The sequence below is a fragment of the Colwellia psychrerythraea genome (assembly GCF_000764185.1).
Classification (GTDB): domain Bacteria; phylum Pseudomonadota; class Gammaproteobacteria; order Enterobacterales; family Alteromonadaceae; genus Colwellia; species Colwellia psychrerythraea_B.
Map to the genome: position 1 here is coordinate 195,699 of NZ_JQEC01000044.1, position 19,167 is coordinate 214,865.

General features: G+C 38.4%; 11 protein-coding genes. 9 read left to right on the forward strand and 2 right to left on the reverse strand.

The window, feature by feature from the left end; all coding sequences use genetic code 11:
- Window positions 1-112: 112 nt before the first annotated feature.
- Both GAB14E_RS06800 and GAB14E_RS06795 read right to left on the reverse strand, forming a co-directional pair.
- Complete coding sequence (locus tag GAB14E_RS06800) at window positions 113-1,849, reverse strand: sodium:solute symporter family protein (RefSeq protein WP_033083322.1); 1,737 nt, start codon at window positions 1,847-1,849, stop codon at window positions 113-115.
- 3 nt (window positions 1,850-1,852) lie between these two features.
- On the reverse strand, window positions 1,853-2,104 hold the full coding sequence (locus GAB14E_RS06795; protein WP_033083323.1) for a DUF4212 domain-containing protein: 252 nt from the start codon (window positions 2,102-2,104) through the stop codon (window positions 1,853-1,855).
- 515 nt (window positions 2,105-2,619) lie between these two features.
- Between GAB14E_RS06795 and GAB14E_RS06790 the strand changes: the two genes are divergently transcribed.
- The 9 genes from GAB14E_RS06790 (at window position 2,620) to GAB14E_RS06750 (ending at window position 18,210) form a co-directional block, all read left to right on the forward strand.
- Window positions 2,620-4,494, forward strand: coding sequence for a putative nucleotidyltransferase substrate binding domain-containing protein (locus tag GAB14E_RS06790; RefSeq protein WP_033083324.1), 1,875 nt, complete (start codon window positions 2,620-2,622; stop codon window positions 4,492-4,494).
- Window positions 4,494-5,210 (forward strand): exonuclease domain-containing protein, encoded by a 717-nt coding sequence (locus GAB14E_RS06785; protein ID WP_052093867.1) that lies wholly within the window; start codon window positions 4,494-4,496, stop codon window positions 5,208-5,210. The genes GAB14E_RS06790 and GAB14E_RS06785 overlap by 1 nt, the downstream gene beginning before the upstream one ends.
- Before the next feature lie 145 nt (window positions 5,211-5,355).
- Window positions 5,356-6,729, forward strand: coding sequence for a leucyl aminopeptidase family protein (locus GAB14E_RS06780; RefSeq protein ID WP_033083325.1), 1,374 nt, complete (start codon window positions 5,356-5,358; stop codon window positions 6,727-6,729).
- A gap of 333 nt (window positions 6,730-7,062) precedes the next feature.
- Window positions 7,063-9,144 (forward strand): alpha/beta hydrolase family protein, encoded by a 2,082-nt coding sequence (locus GAB14E_RS06775; protein WP_033083326.1) that lies wholly within the window; start codon window positions 7,063-7,065, stop codon window positions 9,142-9,144.
- A 230-nt stretch (window positions 9,145-9,374) separates the two neighbouring features.
- Window positions 9,375-11,498 (forward strand): TonB-dependent siderophore receptor, encoded by a 2,124-nt coding sequence (locus GAB14E_RS06770; protein WP_033083327.1) that lies wholly within the window; start codon window positions 9,375-9,377, stop codon window positions 11,496-11,498.
- Between the two features lie 547 nt (window positions 11,499-12,045).
- Window positions 12,046-13,119: a hypothetical protein gene (locus GAB14E_RS06765; RefSeq protein ID WP_033083329.1), complete on the forward strand. Its 1,074-nt coding sequence runs from the start codon at window positions 12,046-12,048 to the stop codon at window positions 13,117-13,119.
- Window positions 13,120-13,290: 171 nt separating this feature from the next.
- Window positions 13,291-13,503, forward strand: a complete 213-nt coding sequence (locus tag GAB14E_RS06760) for a hypothetical protein (protein WP_033083330.1) — start codon at window positions 13,291-13,293, stop codon at window positions 13,501-13,503.
- 6 nt (window positions 13,504-13,509) lie between these two features.
- Complete coding sequence (locus GAB14E_RS06755) at window positions 13,510-16,446, forward strand: ATP-binding protein (protein ID WP_156115758.1); 2,937 nt, start codon at window positions 13,510-13,512, stop codon at window positions 16,444-16,446.
- A gap of 129 nt (window positions 16,447-16,575) precedes the next feature.
- The gene (locus GAB14E_RS06750; RefSeq protein ID WP_033083332.1) at window positions 16,576-18,210 is read left to right on the forward strand and encodes a methyl-accepting chemotaxis protein; all 1,635 of its coding nucleotides are present in this window, start codon (window positions 16,576-16,578) and stop codon (window positions 18,208-18,210) included.
- Window positions 18,211-19,167: the final 957 nt, after the last annotated feature.

Sequence of the window (19,167 nt, forward strand, 5' to 3'; positions counted from 1 at the left end):
ATTAAATCAAATAGCCGTAGAGAAAGAAAGGCTAGCGACTTTGGGAGCAACAGTCGTCTAGCCTTTTAGTTTATTTTGACGTGACCTAAGCCACGCCTAATCACTTAATGTTCTAGTGATCGTGTGCTGCACTCACATTTCCAGGAATGCGCATGTTTTGTACCATTTCTTGGATATGAGCTGGTGCTGGACCAGTCACCTTAAGCATAGCGAAAGCGACTGCAAAGTTAACTAAGGCGCCTACTGAACCAAATGCGTTAGGAGAGATACCGAAGAACCAATCTTTACCCATGCCGCCTAGGAAAGAAGTACCAGGGATAAACATAATGCCTTTATGTTGGAATACATAAAGCATAGTTACACCAATACCTGCAATCATACCTGTAACCGCGGCTTTACCACTCATTTTCTTAGAGAAGATACCCATCATTAATGCAGGGAAGATACTTGATGCAGCTAGACCAAAGGCCAGTGCTACAGTACCCGCGGCAAAACCAGGCGGATTTAAACCAAGATAACCGGATATCAGTATTGCAATCGTCATCACCACTCGACCAGCTAACAACTCATTTTTCTCTGACAAGTCTGGTGTTAATACCCCTTTCATTAAATCATGAGAGATTGAGGATGATATCGCCAATAACAAACCGGCTGCTGTTGATAGTGCAGCGGCTAGGCCACCAGCAGCTACTAACGCTATTACCCAGTTTGGTAAGTTAGCAATTGCAGGGTTAGCTAGTACCATAATGTCACGGTCAACTTTAATCATTTCATTCGTTGCTTTATCAGCAGTGTACTGAATTTTTCCGTCGCCATTTTTATCTTCATACTTCAATAAGCCAGTTTGTTCCCAGTCTTTGAACCATTGTGGACGTTCAGCATACTCAAGGTTTTGACCTGCTGTCGGTTCAATAGTATTCATTAGGTTCAAGCGAGCCATTGCACCAACTGCCGGAGCAACTGTGTAAAGAAGACCAATAAAGACTAAAGCATAACCTGCTGATTGTCGTGCTGCTTGTACTGAAGGTACAGTGAAGAAGCGCATAATTACATGAGGAAGACCCGCAGTACCAATCATTAGAGACATGGTATAGGCGAACATATTTAAACCACCACCTAAATTCGCTGTAGTGTATTCTTTAAAGCCCAAGTCAGTAACAACCATATCTAATTTATCAAGTAAGTACACACCGCTACCATCTGCTAACGTACTACCTAAACCTAGCTGTGGAATTGGGTTACCGGTAAGTTGTAATGAGATAAATACCGCTGGAATAGTGTAAGCAAAAATCATTACCACATACTGAGCGATTTGCGTGTAAGTAATACCTTTCATGCCACCTAGTACAGCGTATACCCAAACAACGAACATGCCGATGCCTAAGCCTAAACCGTAATCAACTTCTAAGAAGCGAGAGAAAGCTACACCCACACCTTTCATTTGACCGATGATGTAAGTTAACGAAGCAATGATTAAACAAATTACCGCAACAATACGTGCAGTTTTTGAATAATAACGGTCGAAGATGAACTCAGGTACAGTGAACTTACCGTGTTTACGCATGTATGGCGCTAATAACATAGCCAATAATACATAACCACCTGTCCAACCCATTAAGAAGACTGAACCGCCGTAACCCATGAAGGCAATCATACCTGCCATTGAAATAAATGACGCTGCACTCATCCAATCAGCGCCAATCGCCATACCGTTTTGTAATGGGGTAATGCCGCCACCCGCTACGTAAAAATCACTGGTAGAACCCGCACGAGCCCACCAAGCAATAGCAAAATATAAAGCAAACGTGCCAAATACTGCGATGTAAGTATATAGTTTTAACTCATCCATCTCTTAGCCCTCCGCGTGATATTTTTTATCAAGCTTGTTCATTTTGGCGCCATACCAAAAAATCAAACCTAAAAATGAATAAATTGAACCTTGCTGTGCAAACCAAAAACCAAGTTTGTACCCACCCAGACGAAATTCATTTAGCGGCTCTACCAGAAGTAAACCTAAACCAAATGAAACCGCAAACCAGATTGCAAGGCAGATAAAGATCAAGCGCAGATTTTCCTGCCAGTATGCTTTTTTATTTTCTTCCACAATAGTCTCCTAGCGACGTAGCGTTTTTTAGCGATTTAATTTTTTTTTTTCGCTTTACGCTTTTACTTAAAGAAAGTTAGTAATAATTTTATGTATCAATTAGCAAAAGTATATATATAGATTTCTATCAACATTGACCGAACAATATTACCGGTAATTAGAAAGCAGTGGCAAAAATCCATATGCAACTTTTACTGTCAATTACCCTAACAATCTTTTTTTTAGCGGGGTATTAGCCTTTAGTCTAGATTGTGGAAAAAGCCTGAAAGCATGATTAAAACTGAGTAATTAGTCTAATGTTCGTGTTGTACCTTCACTCTGCGCATATCAGTAGTTATTACCAATGAAATTGAATTAGATGAGTTCAAGATCTACGCTTGGCTTTTATAAAGTGTCTTGAAGCACTCAACTTTAGTCTAGGTTTGCATGAAAATACTTGTCTATAAGGCAACAAATCTCTAAATTAACATCATCACTGGATATTAGATTTCGACTTCCCAAATGGTGGAGAAAATATGGCTACTGAACTGTCAGAAATTAGCACTTTTATTCACAGCATCCCTCCTTTTGATAGCTTGCCCAAGCAAGTGCTTGCCCACCTTGTGCGGGAACTAACGATCAATTATGTGAGAAAAGGTGACTATTTTCCGCCAAAAGGTATTAACGAGCCAAGATTATATATATTACGAAAAGGCGCTATTAGCTGCCGATCTGCCGACGGTGAATTAGTCAGTCGTTTGGGTGAAGGAGACTTGTGTGATGCTTTTTATCATAGCGATACCAGTCCACTCAGTAACAGCCAAGCTGGGAGTGAAGATCAGCTTAAAGTACATTCAGATGAAGACTGTTTAGTTTACAGTGTTGAGGCCAGTGTTTTACAAGACATAGGTGAACGTTTCCCTAGCATCAGCGACTATTTCAGCCAAAATTCGGCTCAACGATTGAAAAGTAAAATGAGTCAGGTTAATGAAGAGGCTATTTTATCTTCTACCTTAATGAATACCTCTGTTAGTGACTTCTATCAAAGTCCTGTCGCCTCAATTAACGCCGACCAAACGATTCAGCAAGCAGCAATGCAAATGAATGAACAAGGCTACTCTTGCTTAGTGGTTATTGAAAATGAAAATCCAATTGGCATTGTAACTGATAAAGATATTCGTCGCCGTTGTGTCGCTGCAGGACTAGCTACTAGTGAAGCTATTAGTAAAATCATGACGAGCGACATGTGCACTATCGACGTAAAAAGTAATGCTTATGACGCGTTAATGATGATGGCTGCCAAACATATTCATCATCTACCTGTCACCAAGCAGAACAACCTTGTTGGTATGGTTACCGTCACGGATTTGATTAATAACGAAGGTCATAATGCCATTAACTTATCGAGCATTATCCACAAAGCGAACACCCTCAGCGAGCTAAAAGAAATCAGTCAGCTATTACCTAAATTACAAATTAGATTAGCAAAGTTAGGTAGTAGTGCCGATCATGTTGGTAAAAGTATCAGCGCCATTACCATGGCTTTTACTAAGCGTTTAGTTGAAATGGCTGAAGATAAATTTGGTCAAGCTCCGGTACCCTATGCCTGGCTTGCTGCAGGTTCACAAGCTCGGCAAGAGCAGCTTGCTCACTCAGATCAAGACAATGCCATTATTATCTGTGATTCGATGAATCCTTATGATGATGCTTGGTTCGAAGGTCTCGCCACCTATGTTTGTGACGGTTTAGCCGAGTGTGGTTTTATCTACTGCCCGGGCGATATTATGGCCACCAACCCAAAATGGCGACAACCGCAAAAAATGTGGCATAGATATTTTAGTGATTGGGTCGAGACACCTAACCCGAAAGCTTTACTAAACAGTAGCGTATTCTTCGATTTAGAGACCATTTATGGCGATGTTTCTTTGCTTAACCAAGTCAGAAAACAACTACTGATAAAAACTCAAAACAGTACGCTGTTTATCGCGCATTTATCGAAAAATGCCTTAAATTTACGGCCACCACTGGGTTTTTTCAGAGATTTTGTTTTAAAACAAAATGGTAAACATCGAGCAACACTTGATTTAAAACATAATGGCATCGCGCCTGTGGTCGATTTAGCTAGAATATATGCGTTATCAGAAGGTATCAGTGCAGTGAATACCATAGAGCGTATTCAACAAGCTGCCGGTACACCATCAATCACCAGAGAATCGGCTGAAAATTTAATTGATGCTTATGAATTTTTAGGCATGCTCAGAGTTGAGCATCAAGCAAAAGAATTAATGCGCGGTGAGAGTCCTGATAACTACTTGTCACCTAAAGAAATATCTAAGTTAGAACGAGAGCACCTTAAAGATGCTTTTAAGGTAATAAAAAGTTTACAAGATGTTAAGCAGTCGAGCTACTGATGCCGACTACAAAGTTAACAAATTCATCACTATTCGGTTGGCTGCTTGGTTATGAGGCTAAGCGGAAAAAGCTGTTAGAAAAAGCTCCCGCTGGTGCACTGCGAGATTTTTTATCCGTGCCTTTACCAGATATAGATACTCCTATTGATAGAGTTGAAATCTTGGCGGTAGATTTCGAAACCACCGGTCTGGATGCCAAACAAGATAAATTACTCAGTGTTGGTTTTATCACCCTTAAACAACAGCAGATGTCACTCAAAACAAGCTACCATCAAATTATCAAAACCAAAGCACAACTTGAAGAAAGTAATGTGATTATTCATCACATTACTGATAGTCAAAAGGAACAAGGACAAGCGCTAGTAACCGTTGTTGAAACACTACTAAAGGCCTTAGCGGGAAAAGTTATGCTGGTACACTTTGCCCGTATTGAAAGGCAATTTTTGACTGAAGCTTGTTATGAGCTATATGGCATGACACCTACTTTTCCTATGATAGATACCCTTGCACTGGCTAAGCGGCGCCTAGACAAACGCGATGTTGCCTATGATCCATCAGAGTTACGACTGGTTAACTTACGTCATAAATTTAAATTGCCTGAACACCATGCCCACAATGCACTAAACGATGCTATTGCCACCGCTGAATTATTTATGGCACAAATGAGTAAAACCAATAAAGATGGCAAGACCACACTTAAAGACGTATTACTGTAATACCCTTAGTAATATTTCTCCAGAAATATCATTTTTACATCTTTTTATATCAATTCGTCTACTCTTTTGTCCGGTAATACTTCCGCTTTACTCTGCTTAGGTTACAATCATGACATGCTCGTTTAACTCCCTCGAAAGGAAGCTCATGAATAATTTATTGAACGCAGAAAATAGCGGTACACCATTAATCATTATTGAAAAATCTGCCTATCCAGAATGGTTTGAAAGCCAAGAAAAACACAGCCAAACATGGTTATCAAACACCCAGTTTAAAGGCCGCGGTTTGTCTCTTATCCCTAACAACCAAGGTGAACTCAGCCAAGTTTTATTTGTAGTTGCAGATGCCAGTGATTATTTCGCTTGTGGCGACCTAATCAAACAGTTACCACAAGGTCAATATTTATTACAGGCAGAATCTGAGCACGTTGAAGCAATTAGCTTTGGTTGGTTAGTAGGTGCTTACCAATTTGATAGATACATCAGTGACAAGTCTGAAAAAGCATTAGCTACTTTAGCGATTAACAATGTGAAAGGTAATATTAAGATTGTTGCCAATGCAATAAAATTTGCCCAAGCAACCGCCCTTACTCGTGATTTAATCAATACACCTGCTGCCGATATGATGCCGGAAGATATAGCCCAAGCATCGTTATCGTTAGCTGAACAATTTGGCGGTGAAGTTAAACAAATCATTGGTGATGATCTTCTTGTTCAAAATTACCCTACTATTCATGCCGTTGGTCGCGCCAGTATTCACACACCTCGTTTAGTTGATTTAACTTGGGGTGACAGCAAAAATCCACAAGTAACATTAGTCGGTAAAGGTGTTTGTTTTGATAGTGGCGGCTTAGATATGAAACCTGCTGCTGGCATGCGTAATATGAAAAAAGATATGGGCGGTGCTGCACATGTATTAGGGTTAGCACAATTAATCATGGCGTTTAACTTACCTATTAACTTACGTGTATTAATTCCAGCGGTAGAAAATGCAGTATCAAGCAATGCACTTCGCCCAGGTGATGTGGTTACTACTCGTAAAGGTCTTACCGTAGAAATCCATAATACTGATGCCGAAGGTCGCCTAGTTTTATGTGATGCTTTAGCTGAAGCAGAAAATGACGAGCCTGAATTAATTATAGACTTTGCTACTTTAACTGGTGCTATGCGTGTTGCTTTAGGAACCGAATTAGCCGGCTTCTTTTCAACTAATGATCAAGTTGCTGCCGATATTACCGCAGCCGGCCTGAAAAATAGCGACCCGGTGTGGCGTATGCCGTTACATAAACCTTATGATGACTTATTCAACAGCACTATAGCTGATATGACTAACTGCCCAACACAACCTTTTGGCGGTGCTATTACTGCCGCATTATACTTACAACGTTTTGTTGAAAAAACTGATTGGGTGCATTTTGATGTAATGGCCTTCAATGTGCGTCATTTATCAGGTCGTCCATTAGGTGGTGAATCATTTGGTATTCGCGCTGTATTTGATTACCTAGAAACTAGATTTAAATAACCTGAATCTAGTTGGCGCCTCAAATACTTGAGATAACAAAAAAGCCTGCACTTAATGAAAAGTGTAGGCTTTTTTCATGTTCGGTGCTGTGTCAGTTGTCATAATTTTTATTCTTATAATTGTCATCTAGCCTGACGCCTACAAATTGTTATGTTATTTTTCGTCATAATTAATGCTAATTGATAAAATTGACAAAAGATATATAGGCAATATCTATTTAATCTCGATTCTTAGTCTTTTCATCGAATTTTATACAATTTTCATTGGTTTCACGCTCAAAAAAACATAAACTCAAGGTGTTAAAATCTTTCAAATAGACCTCTAGGACTAGAAATGAAACTAAAAATAAACTCGTTAAAACAAGCCTTAGCGATCAGCTTTGGCTTGCTTACTTGCTCAGTAGCAACTGCTGGGCAAACAAGCAAAATTATTACCGCTGAAAACCTTGCAACACTGCAATCGGTTAGCCAAGCACAAGTCAGCCCAAGTGGTGAATATATTGCTTACACTCGTTCAGTGCCTCGTGAGATCTATGTTGAAAAAGATGGAAAAAACTGGGGTGAGCTTTATCTAGTAAATGATAAAGGCGAAGAACGCCCTTTTATCACCGGTAAAGTGAATGTTAGAAACATCCAATGGTCTGCTGATGGTTCATTAGTCTATTTCTTAGCAAAAATGAACGATGACAAATTCACTAACCTTTATCAAATTCCAGCAAACGGCGGCCAAGCTCAAAAAACCGTAGTATTGAAAAATACTAGCATTAGTAACTACGCATTAAGCAGTGATAACAAAAAAATTGCTATCTTAGCTAAAAAAGCCAAAGACAAATCAGTAAAAACACTAACCGGTTTAGGTTTTAAAGCGGAAGTTTTTGAAGAGCAACTTACTAATCAGCTTTTATACGTAACTGACCTTACTCAGTCTGATAAAGCAATCACACCTGAAGCATGGAACATCAAAGGGTATGTATCTGATGTACATTTTTCCCCTACAGGTAAAGACTTATTAGTTAAAACTCAACCGACTGCCTTAATTGATGACAAATACATGAAGTCACAGTGGCACATTGTCGATATAGCTAAAAAGTCAGTTAAAACATCTTTCGCTACAGAAGGTAAATTAAACGGCGCTGAATTTTCTTACGATGGTAAATATGTAGCGATAATTGGCGCTCAAGACAAACATGATCCCGCAAGTGGTCGTTTATTTATTGCCAATGTGAGTTCAGGAAAAGTAGCTAACTGGTTACCAAACTTTAAGGGACACGTTAGCGATTTTGAATGGTCTAATAAGCGTGATGAGTTATTTTTCATCGCCAATATTGGTACTCAATCGGTTGTTGCTAAAATCAAACCTGGTTCTAATAAGTACACAACTGTTGTTGCGGGTGGTAAATTCATCGCTGGTAACTTAAGTATTTCAGATTCAGACAAAACTGTTGTCGTTAAAGCTAACAGTGCTCAGTACCCTAACGAAGTATTTATGCTTCGCGGTAAGAAACAAACTCGCTTAACTGACTCCAATACTTGGTTAAATGATGTTGCGTTAGCTAAACAAGAAAGCCTTACCATTAAAGCCCGTGACGGCGTTGAAATTGGTGGTATTTTAGTTTATCCGCTTGATTACAAAAAAGGCCAACGTTACCCATTAATTATGTCAGTGCACGGCGGTCCAGAAAGTCATGATAAAGATGGCTGGATAACAGCTTACTCTCGTCCGGGCCAATTAGCGGCAGCACAGGGTTATGCTGTATTTCACCCTAACTACCGTGGTAGCACAGGTAAAGGCGTAGATTACTCTAAATTAGGTCAAAACGATTACGCAGGTAAAGAGTTTGATGATTTAGTAGACCTTAAAAATCACTTAGTGAATATTGGTTTAGTCAACGAGAAAAAAGTTGGTATCACTGGTGGTTCATACGGTGGTTATGCTTCAGCTTGGGGTGCAACTAAGCTAACTAAACATTTTGCTGCTAGCGTAATGTTTGTTGGTATTTCTAACCAATTATCTAAGTTTGGTACTACCGATATATCTAACGAAATGAACTTAGTTCATGCTCGTTCATATCCTTGGGACAAATGGCAATGGTATTTAGAGCGCAGCCCTATTTATTGGGTTGAGCAATCTGAAACACCATTACTTATTATGCACGGTAAAGCCGACCCTCGTGTACATCCAGCACAATCTATGGAGATGTACCGTTATATGAAGGTTCATGGCAAAACGGTTCGTTTAGTATATTACCCAGGTGAAGGCCACGGTAATAAACGTGCAGCAGCGAAGTACGATTACAGCTTACGTTTAATGCGCTGGATGGATAACTACTTAAAACATGACAACAAACCAATGCCAGCACATGACTTACCTCATGCAGCTAACTTAACAGCACAAAAAGCCGCTGATAAGAAATAAACGTCTTGGATTTTGTTACACTTTCACTACATAAAGGTCAGCTTAGCTGGCCTTTTTTATTGCCCTAAAAACAATTTGAATAAAAAACATGCGCTAAATCAATTTCCTGACAAATAAGTCAAATAATAACAAAACAAAGATTGCAAATGATAATAGTTATCATTAGAATTCGCACAATTATTTATTGTACATTTGTTTTACTCTTATATTAATTAAGGTTTGAGTTATTTATGAAGTTTTCTCCCCTGTTTTTAGCCGTAACTGCGGTACTTTCCTCACCAGCAGCTTTTGCCGCTGACACTACCAATACTGCAGAAAGTTCAACAAACAATTCGGCAGAGACAAAGTCACTTAAAGACATTGAAGTGATTCAAGTTAAAGGTAGCTATTTTAATGGTTATAAAGTTGATAATGCTAATGGTGCCATGCGTGGGAATATTTCATTATTAGAAACTGCACAATCGGTCACTGTTATTCCAGATACCATTATTAACGAGCAATTAGCCACTACCTTAGGTGAAGTACTCGCTAATGATGCAAGTTTAACCGCAGGTTCAAAGCAACGTAACCGCGAAGTATTTAATTTACGTGGTTTTGAGTTGAGCTCTTCAAATGGTTACTTACGCGATGGCCATCAGCATTGGTCTCATTATCAACAACCAATTGAAACCTTAGAAAGTATTGAAGTAATTAAAGGGCCATCAAGTATTTTATATGGTCAGTCTGGCCCTGGTGGTTTAGTAAATATGGTTACTAAAAAACCAACGGCTAACAGTATATTTAACCTAGGTATGGATTTTGACCAAGAAGGTTCATCTCGATTAACACTTGATGCTGGCGGCGCAATTACGACAGACGAATCACTGCGTTATAGAGCTAATTTAGTTAAACAAGATGTTACTTACCAACGTGAATATCAAGACGGTGAACAAAGAGAACGTGAACGTTTCCTAGGTGCATTAGTGGTTGATTACGATATTAATGACGATTTATTAGTAAGAGTTCACTATGACAGAACCAATGATAAAGCGGGTTTAGACACTGGTGCTTGGCTTGATGATGAAGGCAATATTATTGGTGATGATAAAACAATTCGCGATATGTCATGGGCTTTTACTGACATTACCGTAGAAAATTATGGTGTTGATGCGAATTATATTATTAATGACTCCTGGCAGGTAAAGTTTGGGTATAACGAACAAACTTTTGAACGTCAACGTTTTGAATCCTCACCAAAAAAGTCGAGTGATTTCACTGAGGGTGATTCATACACTTCAAAACCTTATGATCGCTTTGATGATTGGCAGTTTAAAACGGCCTTTATTGATTTTACGGGTGAATTTCAACTTGTTGGTGTAGATCATAACTTGCTCATTGGTGCCAATTATCTTGATTATTATTACGGTCAATTGAAAGTAAATGGCGAATCATTTGAGTATTCTGCTGGTCAAGCAGAGCCGCCTCGCCCTGACATTAGTTATGCTGATGATGACAGTCTTTATACCAGTGAATATGACTACTATGGTATCTATATTCAAGACTTGATCACCATTAACCAAGAGTGGCAAATAATGATAGGTGGTCGTTACGATAAACAAAGTAAAACCGGCGCTGACAATGAGTCACTATTGCCTAAAGGCGGGCTGTTATATCACCCAAGTGATCGCACCACTTTTTATGCAAGTTATAGCGAAGGTTTTGAACCACAAAGCAGTGAAACCATCAATGATGATGAAGATTTAAACTACGGCATGGAAATAGATGCCATGACCTCAAAACAATATGAGCTTGGTGCTAAGTGGCAGTTATTGGATGACCGTTTATTACTGACTTCTGCAATATTCGACATAACTAAGTCTGGCGTATTGGTGACCGAGTATTATGAAGATGATAGCTACCGCACTTCTCAGGTAGGTGAACAACGCCATAAGGGTTTTGAAATGGCCGCTCAAGGTGCGGTAACTGATAAACTTTTTGTTATGACCTCAGTAATGAACCTAGATGCTGTTTATGAAAATGATGAACAGTACACCGGTAAAACACCTGTTGATGCGCCAGAGTGGTCCGCGTCAATTTGGTCACGTTATGAACTAACTGAAAACCTTGCTATTAACGCTGGTGCCTTTTATGAAGGGGAGCGTTTTGCGGATAACGCAAACACCATAGTTAAAGATGCTTATACCCGTATTGATGTTGGCGCCACGTATAAAATCAACGTAAGTAATACAGATATTAATTTACGTTTTAATGTGCAAAACTTATTTGATACCGACTACCTTGCGGGTGGCGGCACCTCTAATGTTACTGTCGGTGATGGCAGAAGCTACCGTTTAGCTATGCAGGTTGCTTTTTAACTTTCCTCAAATACAGTTACTTAAAAAGTAAAATAATTCCTAGGATTAAGCGATTACCATCGGCTTTCCCTAGGTTTTTTTTCGCCCCGAATTATTAAACACTACTGATGTTATCAATGGTATTTCAGCAACAATATATGTTCAAAGAAAGCACTGACGTGACTTTAGAACTTACTTCAAAGCTAAATAACAACAGCTATATGCCAAAAATAGGCCTCGTTGCAGGAAATATAATTAATTTAGACTATATTCAATATGTTAACTGTTTCTCAAAGCTATTTTCTGGAAAGTGGTATTTCAAAGGATGGAATTTATTTAGTCAAAATCGACTAAAGTCTAAGTAAATTTTCTACCAATGTAGACTTAGGTCTAATTCCTTTTGTTCACTTTACCCACTAAATTATTATTCAATAACAAAAAGTAACAGTGATTTAAAATAATAAGGGGCAACTAAAACCTCATAAAATATTAGCACTTGAAACAAATTACACTAAGTCACTCTAAAAATAAGTCTCACTATAATAAGTAATAAAAAATGGGGAATACCATGTTTAAGAATTCATTATTTACAGTTAAAAAAGTAGTACTGGCAACCAGTTTATTGGCTGTGACGAGTGCCGCTAATGCCGGTTATACGATTAAATTAGATGATGGTGACAGCCTAACTTTTGGTGGTTACGTTAAAGTTGATGCTCGCTATACAAGTGGCAATATTGCTGCAAATGATTACTGGTACGGCGGCGGTACCGTATTACCAGAAAGCCAATCTAACTTTGGTATTGCTGTCAATGAAACTCGTTTTAACACTAAATATGTGCATGGTGATGTTTCTGGTTTTATTGAAATAGATTTTTATGGTGATGCCGTGGCGGGTGGCGGTAACGAGCTAATATCCAACTCTTCTAAGCCACGTTTACGTCATGCCTTTGTTAAATATAAGAATGTCTTAGTTGGTCAAACTTGGACTACCTTCCAAAACACCAGTTCATTGGCTGAAGCCGCTGACTTTGGTGGTCCGTTAGTGGCCTCTGCCTTTATTCGTCAAGGTCAGGTTCGATATACCAATGGCGGTTTACAACTTTCGATTGAAAACCCGGAAACATACAAAGGTGTTCATGGCGATGATTCAATTCCTGATTTTATTGGTAAATATACCTTTAAAGGCGACTGGGGTAATGTATCTGTTTCTGGTTTAGCTCGTCAATTACAGACCCTTGATGGCTCTGAATCTGCTGTAGGTTTTGGTATTGCCGGTCGTATAAATACCTTTGGTAAAGATGATTTTCGCTTTCAAGTACACGGTGGTAATGTCGGCCGTTACGTGGGCGTTACCGCTTCTACAGACGTAGCTCCAAATAGTGCGGGTAGTTGGGAAGCAGAAGATACCACCTCTATCATGGTTGCTTATCGTCATTTCTGGACTAATGATATGCGTAGTTCAGCATTTTATGGCAATACTACAACTGATCTTCGAGATACAGATCGCTCTCATTGGGGTGTGAATATCTTTAAAAACGTAACTAAACAATTATCTTTTGGTTTAGAAGTAGGTAACTTTGAGATGGCTGAATCAAATGCTGATTCAGATTATGTTCAATTCTCAACCAAATTTGTCTTGTAGTTTTTATAACATCTTGCGTTAGTTAACCTCGTTGAGGTTATTTTATAGGGAAGCATTTGCTTCCCTTTTTTTTATGACAAAACATTAACTTATTGATTGAAAAATAGGCATTGATTAATAAATATTTTTACCTCTATAATGAAGTAATACGTTCCTGCTAAGGTTGACAAGATGTCTGATAATATCGCAAGACGCGGCTTTCTCGCAGTACTGACTTTTATTGCATTTATTGTACCCTTACTGCTCGCCGATGAAGTGTCTTTATTCGCCAACTGGTTATATATTTTTATTAGCTGGTCCCTTATTATTTTGTTAGCGGCATTACAACCCGCCGAAGATAAAAACACCACAGCCCGCCATACTGATTTAGCGCCAAAGGAATAACGCAAAGTGATTTCATTTAGCCTAATAATGTTCTTACTCGCGCTTTATATGATCTCACTATTTCTATTGGCTCAGTGGGGGCAGTCAGAAAGTAAAAGTGCCAAAAAAATACGGAATTCCGCCAATACCTATGCCTTAAGCTTGGCCGTTTTTTGTACTTCGTGGACATTTTTTGGCAATATTGCCGTATCGACTAAACAAGGGATTTTTCCTATTGCCTTGTATCTGGGCACTACCCTTACCTTCATTTTTATGACGCCACTATTAAAAAAAATGGTGTTATTAAAAAATGAGTTTCACTCAACCAGTATTGCCGATTTCATCTCGGTTCGTTATCAAAGATCACAAAGGTTAGCGGCATTAATTAGCTTACTTTGTTTAGTCGGTATCACCCCCTATTTAACCATCCAACTAAAATCGGTTATTGATAGCTTTCTAATACTGACAGCGAACTCAGAACAATCGCTAGCATTTATTGATTACTTAGATGTATTTATTGTTTTGATGATGGCATTTTTCACGATAATTTTTGGTGTCCGCCATATAGATCCAACAGAAAAACATCCGGGTATGATGGTGGCTCTGGCCGGAGAGAGTATTCTAAAATTATTAGCTATGCTTATTGGCACTTTGTGGATTTGTTATATCATCAATCCCGGAGTGTTTAGCATATTTGAACAAGTTGCTCATCAGGCAGAATTTAACCCTAATGTGCTAACTATTTCGACTCAACAATGGTTTAGTTTCATGTTAATTGGCGCTTTGGGCATTATTACCCTGCCAAGACAATTTCATGTCGGTATTGTCGAATGTAGCGATGCCAAATTTTTAGATAGAGCTAAATGGCTTTTTCCGCTGTATTTATTACTCATCAATATCTTCACTTTTCCCGTAGCACTTGCTGGTTTGATGACGCCAGGAGCGCTTGAATCGTCTGGTATATTATTATTAACTCAACCGTTAGCAAATCATGCCCCCTTTATTGCACTCATTACCTTTCTTGGCGGTTTTGCCGCAGCGACCGGCATGATAATGATTAGTGCGATGACCCTTTCAACCATGTTAACCAACCATATTTTAATGCCGGTTATCATGCAAACGCCTAAACTATCCGCCCTAAAACGTCAGATTTTACCTTTGCGTTGGTTGATGGTGTTGATGGTGCTCTTTTTAAGTTTATTCTATTACCGCGCGATTGGTGACTCGCAGCTGATAGTGAATATAGGCAGTATAAGTTTTGTTGCCACCGCACAATTTGCGCCGATATTAATTGGTGGCCTAATTTGGCGTAAGGGTAATTTAGCCGGTGCCTTTAGCGGACTTACCCTAGGTGCTTGTTTATGGTTTTATTGTTCTTTATTACCGTCTTTAATTCGCTCTGGCTGGTTAGACTGGTCAATATTATCGCAAGACAATGGTTTCTTTTATTGGTTTAACCCCGAGCAACTCTTTGCCATTCAGGGAATTAGCCCATTAACCAATGGGCTAATGTGGAGCTTACTCGCTAATATACTTTGTTATGTTGGTGTTTCTTTATTTACTAAAATGTCCGAGGAAGAACAAAAAATATCACATCAATTTGTTGATATTAAAAACATCTATTTTAAAGATAATTTTGCTGAAGGCACAACAGCCAATATTAGTCTGCTCGGTAAGAAAAGTTTAATTAAACACGTTTTTCTACAATATCTTCCTGAAGATTTAGCTGAGTCAAAATTACAACAATCGTTAGTAAAATCGGAAATACTCGACCAAGAAAATATCAATATTGTTGAATTATCATCATTAAAAAACTCGGCTCTTAACAGTTTAGCGGGAGCTATTGGTATGGCTTCAGCGTACAAAGCTTTCAATAACGTTAGTTTAATCAATACCAATGAAGAGCAGCAATTAGCCAGTTATTTTTCCCAGTTTTTTGCACAATTACAACTATCTCCGAAAGAGCTTTTTGAACAAGTTAATTTTCACCAGCAAAAGCGTGAATTGTTAGAGAGCCATGCGAAACAGCAGCTCGATACTATAGCCAAATTAGAAATTGAGATAAAACAACGTTTAAAAGCAGAGCAAGTCGCAAATTCATTGAACGAAGATCTAGAGCTAAGAGTAAAAGAAAGAACCCAAGCATTAAGTCAAAGTAATAGTGAGCTCAATCAGACTTTAGAAGAATTAAAACTCACTCAAGTTCAACTGCTCGAAAATGAAAAAATGGCCTCTCTAGGAGGACTAGTTGCAGGAGTTGCCCACGAAGTGAATACACCTATTGGTATTGTGCTCACTTCAATTAGCTTTATGAAAGAAAGGTGTCACAATATAATTACCGCCATGGATGATCAAACACTGAGTTCAAAACAATTATCTAAATTTACCGACGAACTTGAGCAAGGTTTTGAACTCTCGTTAAGAAATATTAGCCGAGCTGTTGATTTAATTGAAGGTTTTAAGTTGATTGCCGTTGATAGCGTAGTTGATGATGCTCGCACTTTAAATGTGCGAGATTATTTAGAAGATGTTATCCGGTCACTACAACCTAAAGCTAAACAAGCCCAAATAAATATAAAACTCAATTGTGCTAAAGAAGTTTTAATTACCTCCTACCCGGGCGCCATAGTACAAATCACTAACAACTTAATTATCAATAGCCTAACACATGCTTTTGCTGACGTTAGCGATGGTAGTGGTGAGATAACCATTGACGTTAAGCGATCGGCACAAAGTATTGAGTTATATTATGGTGATAATGGCTGTAAGTTAAATGAAGAGACAAAATCCCAGTTATTTGAACCCTTTTACACCACTAAAAGAGGTCAAGGAGGCTCAGGTTTAGGAGCACATATTGTCTTTAACTTAGTGACTCAAAAATTAAAAGGCACTATAGAGCTAATCACAGAGCAAGAAAAAGGAAAAACCTTCAAAATATCAATCCCCCACACCATCATGCCATAGCTTTACAAGCCACTTTAAAGTCTACAAATTGCCACTTTTTCAGCGGTATTTTTTTATTTTACTTTACCTAAGTATGATAAAAATTGAACTAAACTGAGGTGTACAGCTTGCTAATTTAAAGAGATATTTATGAATTTTTTGAGAAAATTCACCATACAGCAAAGATTAGCCATGTTAGTGGGATTGATTGTTATTGCCCTATCATTACTAGATGCGGTAAGTTTGTTTGAAGAATATCACTCTTTAATAGAACAGAAAAAGCAAACCAATAAAGAATTAGTAGACAGTGCTTATGGCATTATTGAGCACCATCATGCGTTATATCAAAGTGGAAAACTTAATGAAAGCGAGGCACAAACACAAGCATTGAGCATTATTGCTAACATGCGCTACGATACTAATAATTACTTTTGGGTTAATGATTTTTTTCCTAATATGATAATGCATCCCATCAAGCCTAAACTCAATGGGAAAAGTGTAGCGGGTGTTAAAGACCCTGATGGTAAAGCCTTATTTGTTGATATGGTCAATATTGTCAAGTCAAAAGGCGAAGGCTTTGTTTATTATAAGTGGGCAAAACCTGGTTTTGAGGACCCCGTAAATAAAATAGGCTTTGTTAAGGGTTTTACTGCTTGGCAATGGATTATAGGCTCAGGCACTTACTTAGATGATATTGATGCTGTTTTTGCTACGCAGCGTAATAGGGTTATTATTGATAGCCTAGTTATTGCTATTTTTATCATTGGCTTAAGTTATGTCATTGGTAAAAGTATTTTAGTGCCTACCCGCTCCGCAGCAGAGCTAATGAAAGATATCGCCCAAGGTGATGGTGATCTTACCAATTCTTTAGATGCTAGTGGTCAAGATGAAATTTCTCGACTATCTAATTACTTCAATGAGTTTACCGGTAAAATGCGCCAGTTATTACAAGATGTTGCCGATAATACCACCCAAGTTTTAGATCATGCTGAAGCCGTTTCTGGTGCGAGTGATACCACACAATCTCTCATCCAAAACCAAAATGATATTACTGCACAAGTTGCCACGGCCATGGAAGAAATGACCTCACAAATTAAAGAAGTGAGTGATAATGCTAACTCTGCCGAACAAGCCGCAAATGACGCTAGGAATAACACTTCAGATGGCAAAGAAATTATCTCGAGCACCATCAAACAAATGCAATCACTATCGAGCAATATTGATGATGTTAGCCAAGTAGTCGCCAGCCTTGCTTCTGAAAGTGACAATATTGGCTCTGTGCTTGATGTTATTAGAGGTATAGCTGAGCAAACCAATTTATTAGCGCTAAACGCTGCGATAGAGGCTGCACGCGCTGGTGAGCAAGGCCGAGGTTTTGCTGTTGTAGCTGATGAAGTACGCACCCTAGCTAATCGCACTGAACAAAGCACCAATGAAATTCAGCAGATGATTCAAAAACTGCAAACTGGCGCCAAAGAAGCCGTTGCCGCGGTGAAAGTCAGCCAAGACATCTCCCTGAAAACAGTAGAGCAAACCGCAAAAGCTGATGATTCACTTTCTGAAATTGATCGATTGATGGAAGTAATTTCTGATATGAATACCCAAATAGCCAGAGCTACCGAGCAACAAAGCCAGGCTGCTGATGAGGTTAATTTACGTATTAATGATTTAGCGGGAATGACCGATGAATCACTTGCAACAACCCAGCAACTTAGCGAAACTAGCCAGCAATTGGAAGTAAGTAGCAATAGCATGTCTGAGGTCGTTGGTCGCTTTAAAATTTAGCTTCAAAGCATAGGAATATAGACATAAAAAAACCAGTAATACATTTCCATCAAGAAAATATTACTGGCTAAACCATCAAAAATTTTAAATGTCGAGTGAACTCTGTAGGATTTCAAAGTGGTCACTTAGTGGTTATGTGTCCTGGAGCATAACCACTAAGTTCCGTGCTTTGCTGCTGCTTATTTAGTGAGAGAGCATTCACTGCCTAAGCAACAAGGTAAATGATAATCATTCCCATTAAGATAGTCAACACTATTTTAAAATTTTCTTAATCAATAATATAATGAATATTGCAGGCATAAAAAAGCCAGTGATACTTGCCATCAAGAAAGTATAACTGGCTAAACCATCAAAAATTTTAAAGTCGAATTGAACTAAGGCAAAGCCCTGTAAAATCCTAAAGTGGTCACTTAATGGTTATGTGTCCTGGAGCATAACCACTAAGTTCCGTGCTTTGCTGCTGCTTATTTAGTGAGAGAGCATTCACTGCCTAAGCAACAAAACAAATGATAATCATTCTCATTGAGGTAGTCAACACTATTTTAAAATTTTCTTAATCAATAATATAATGAATATTGCAGGCATAAAAAAGCCAGTGATACTTGCCATCAAGAAAGTATAACTGGCTTAACCATCAAAATTTTAAAGTCGAATTGAACTGAGCAAAACTCTGTAAAATCCTAAAGTGGTCACTTAATGGTTATGTGTCCTGGAGCATAACCATTAAGTTCCATGCTTTACTGTTACTTATTTAGTGAGAGAGCATTCACTGCCTAAGCAACAACTAAACGATAATCATTCTCATTAAGATAGTCAACATTATTTTAATAGTTTTTATTAATTAATAATCTTATTAATATTACAGACATAAAAAAACCAGTAATACTTACCATCAAGAAAGTATAACTGGCTTAACCATCAAAATTTTAAAGTCGAATTGAACTGAGCAAAACCCTG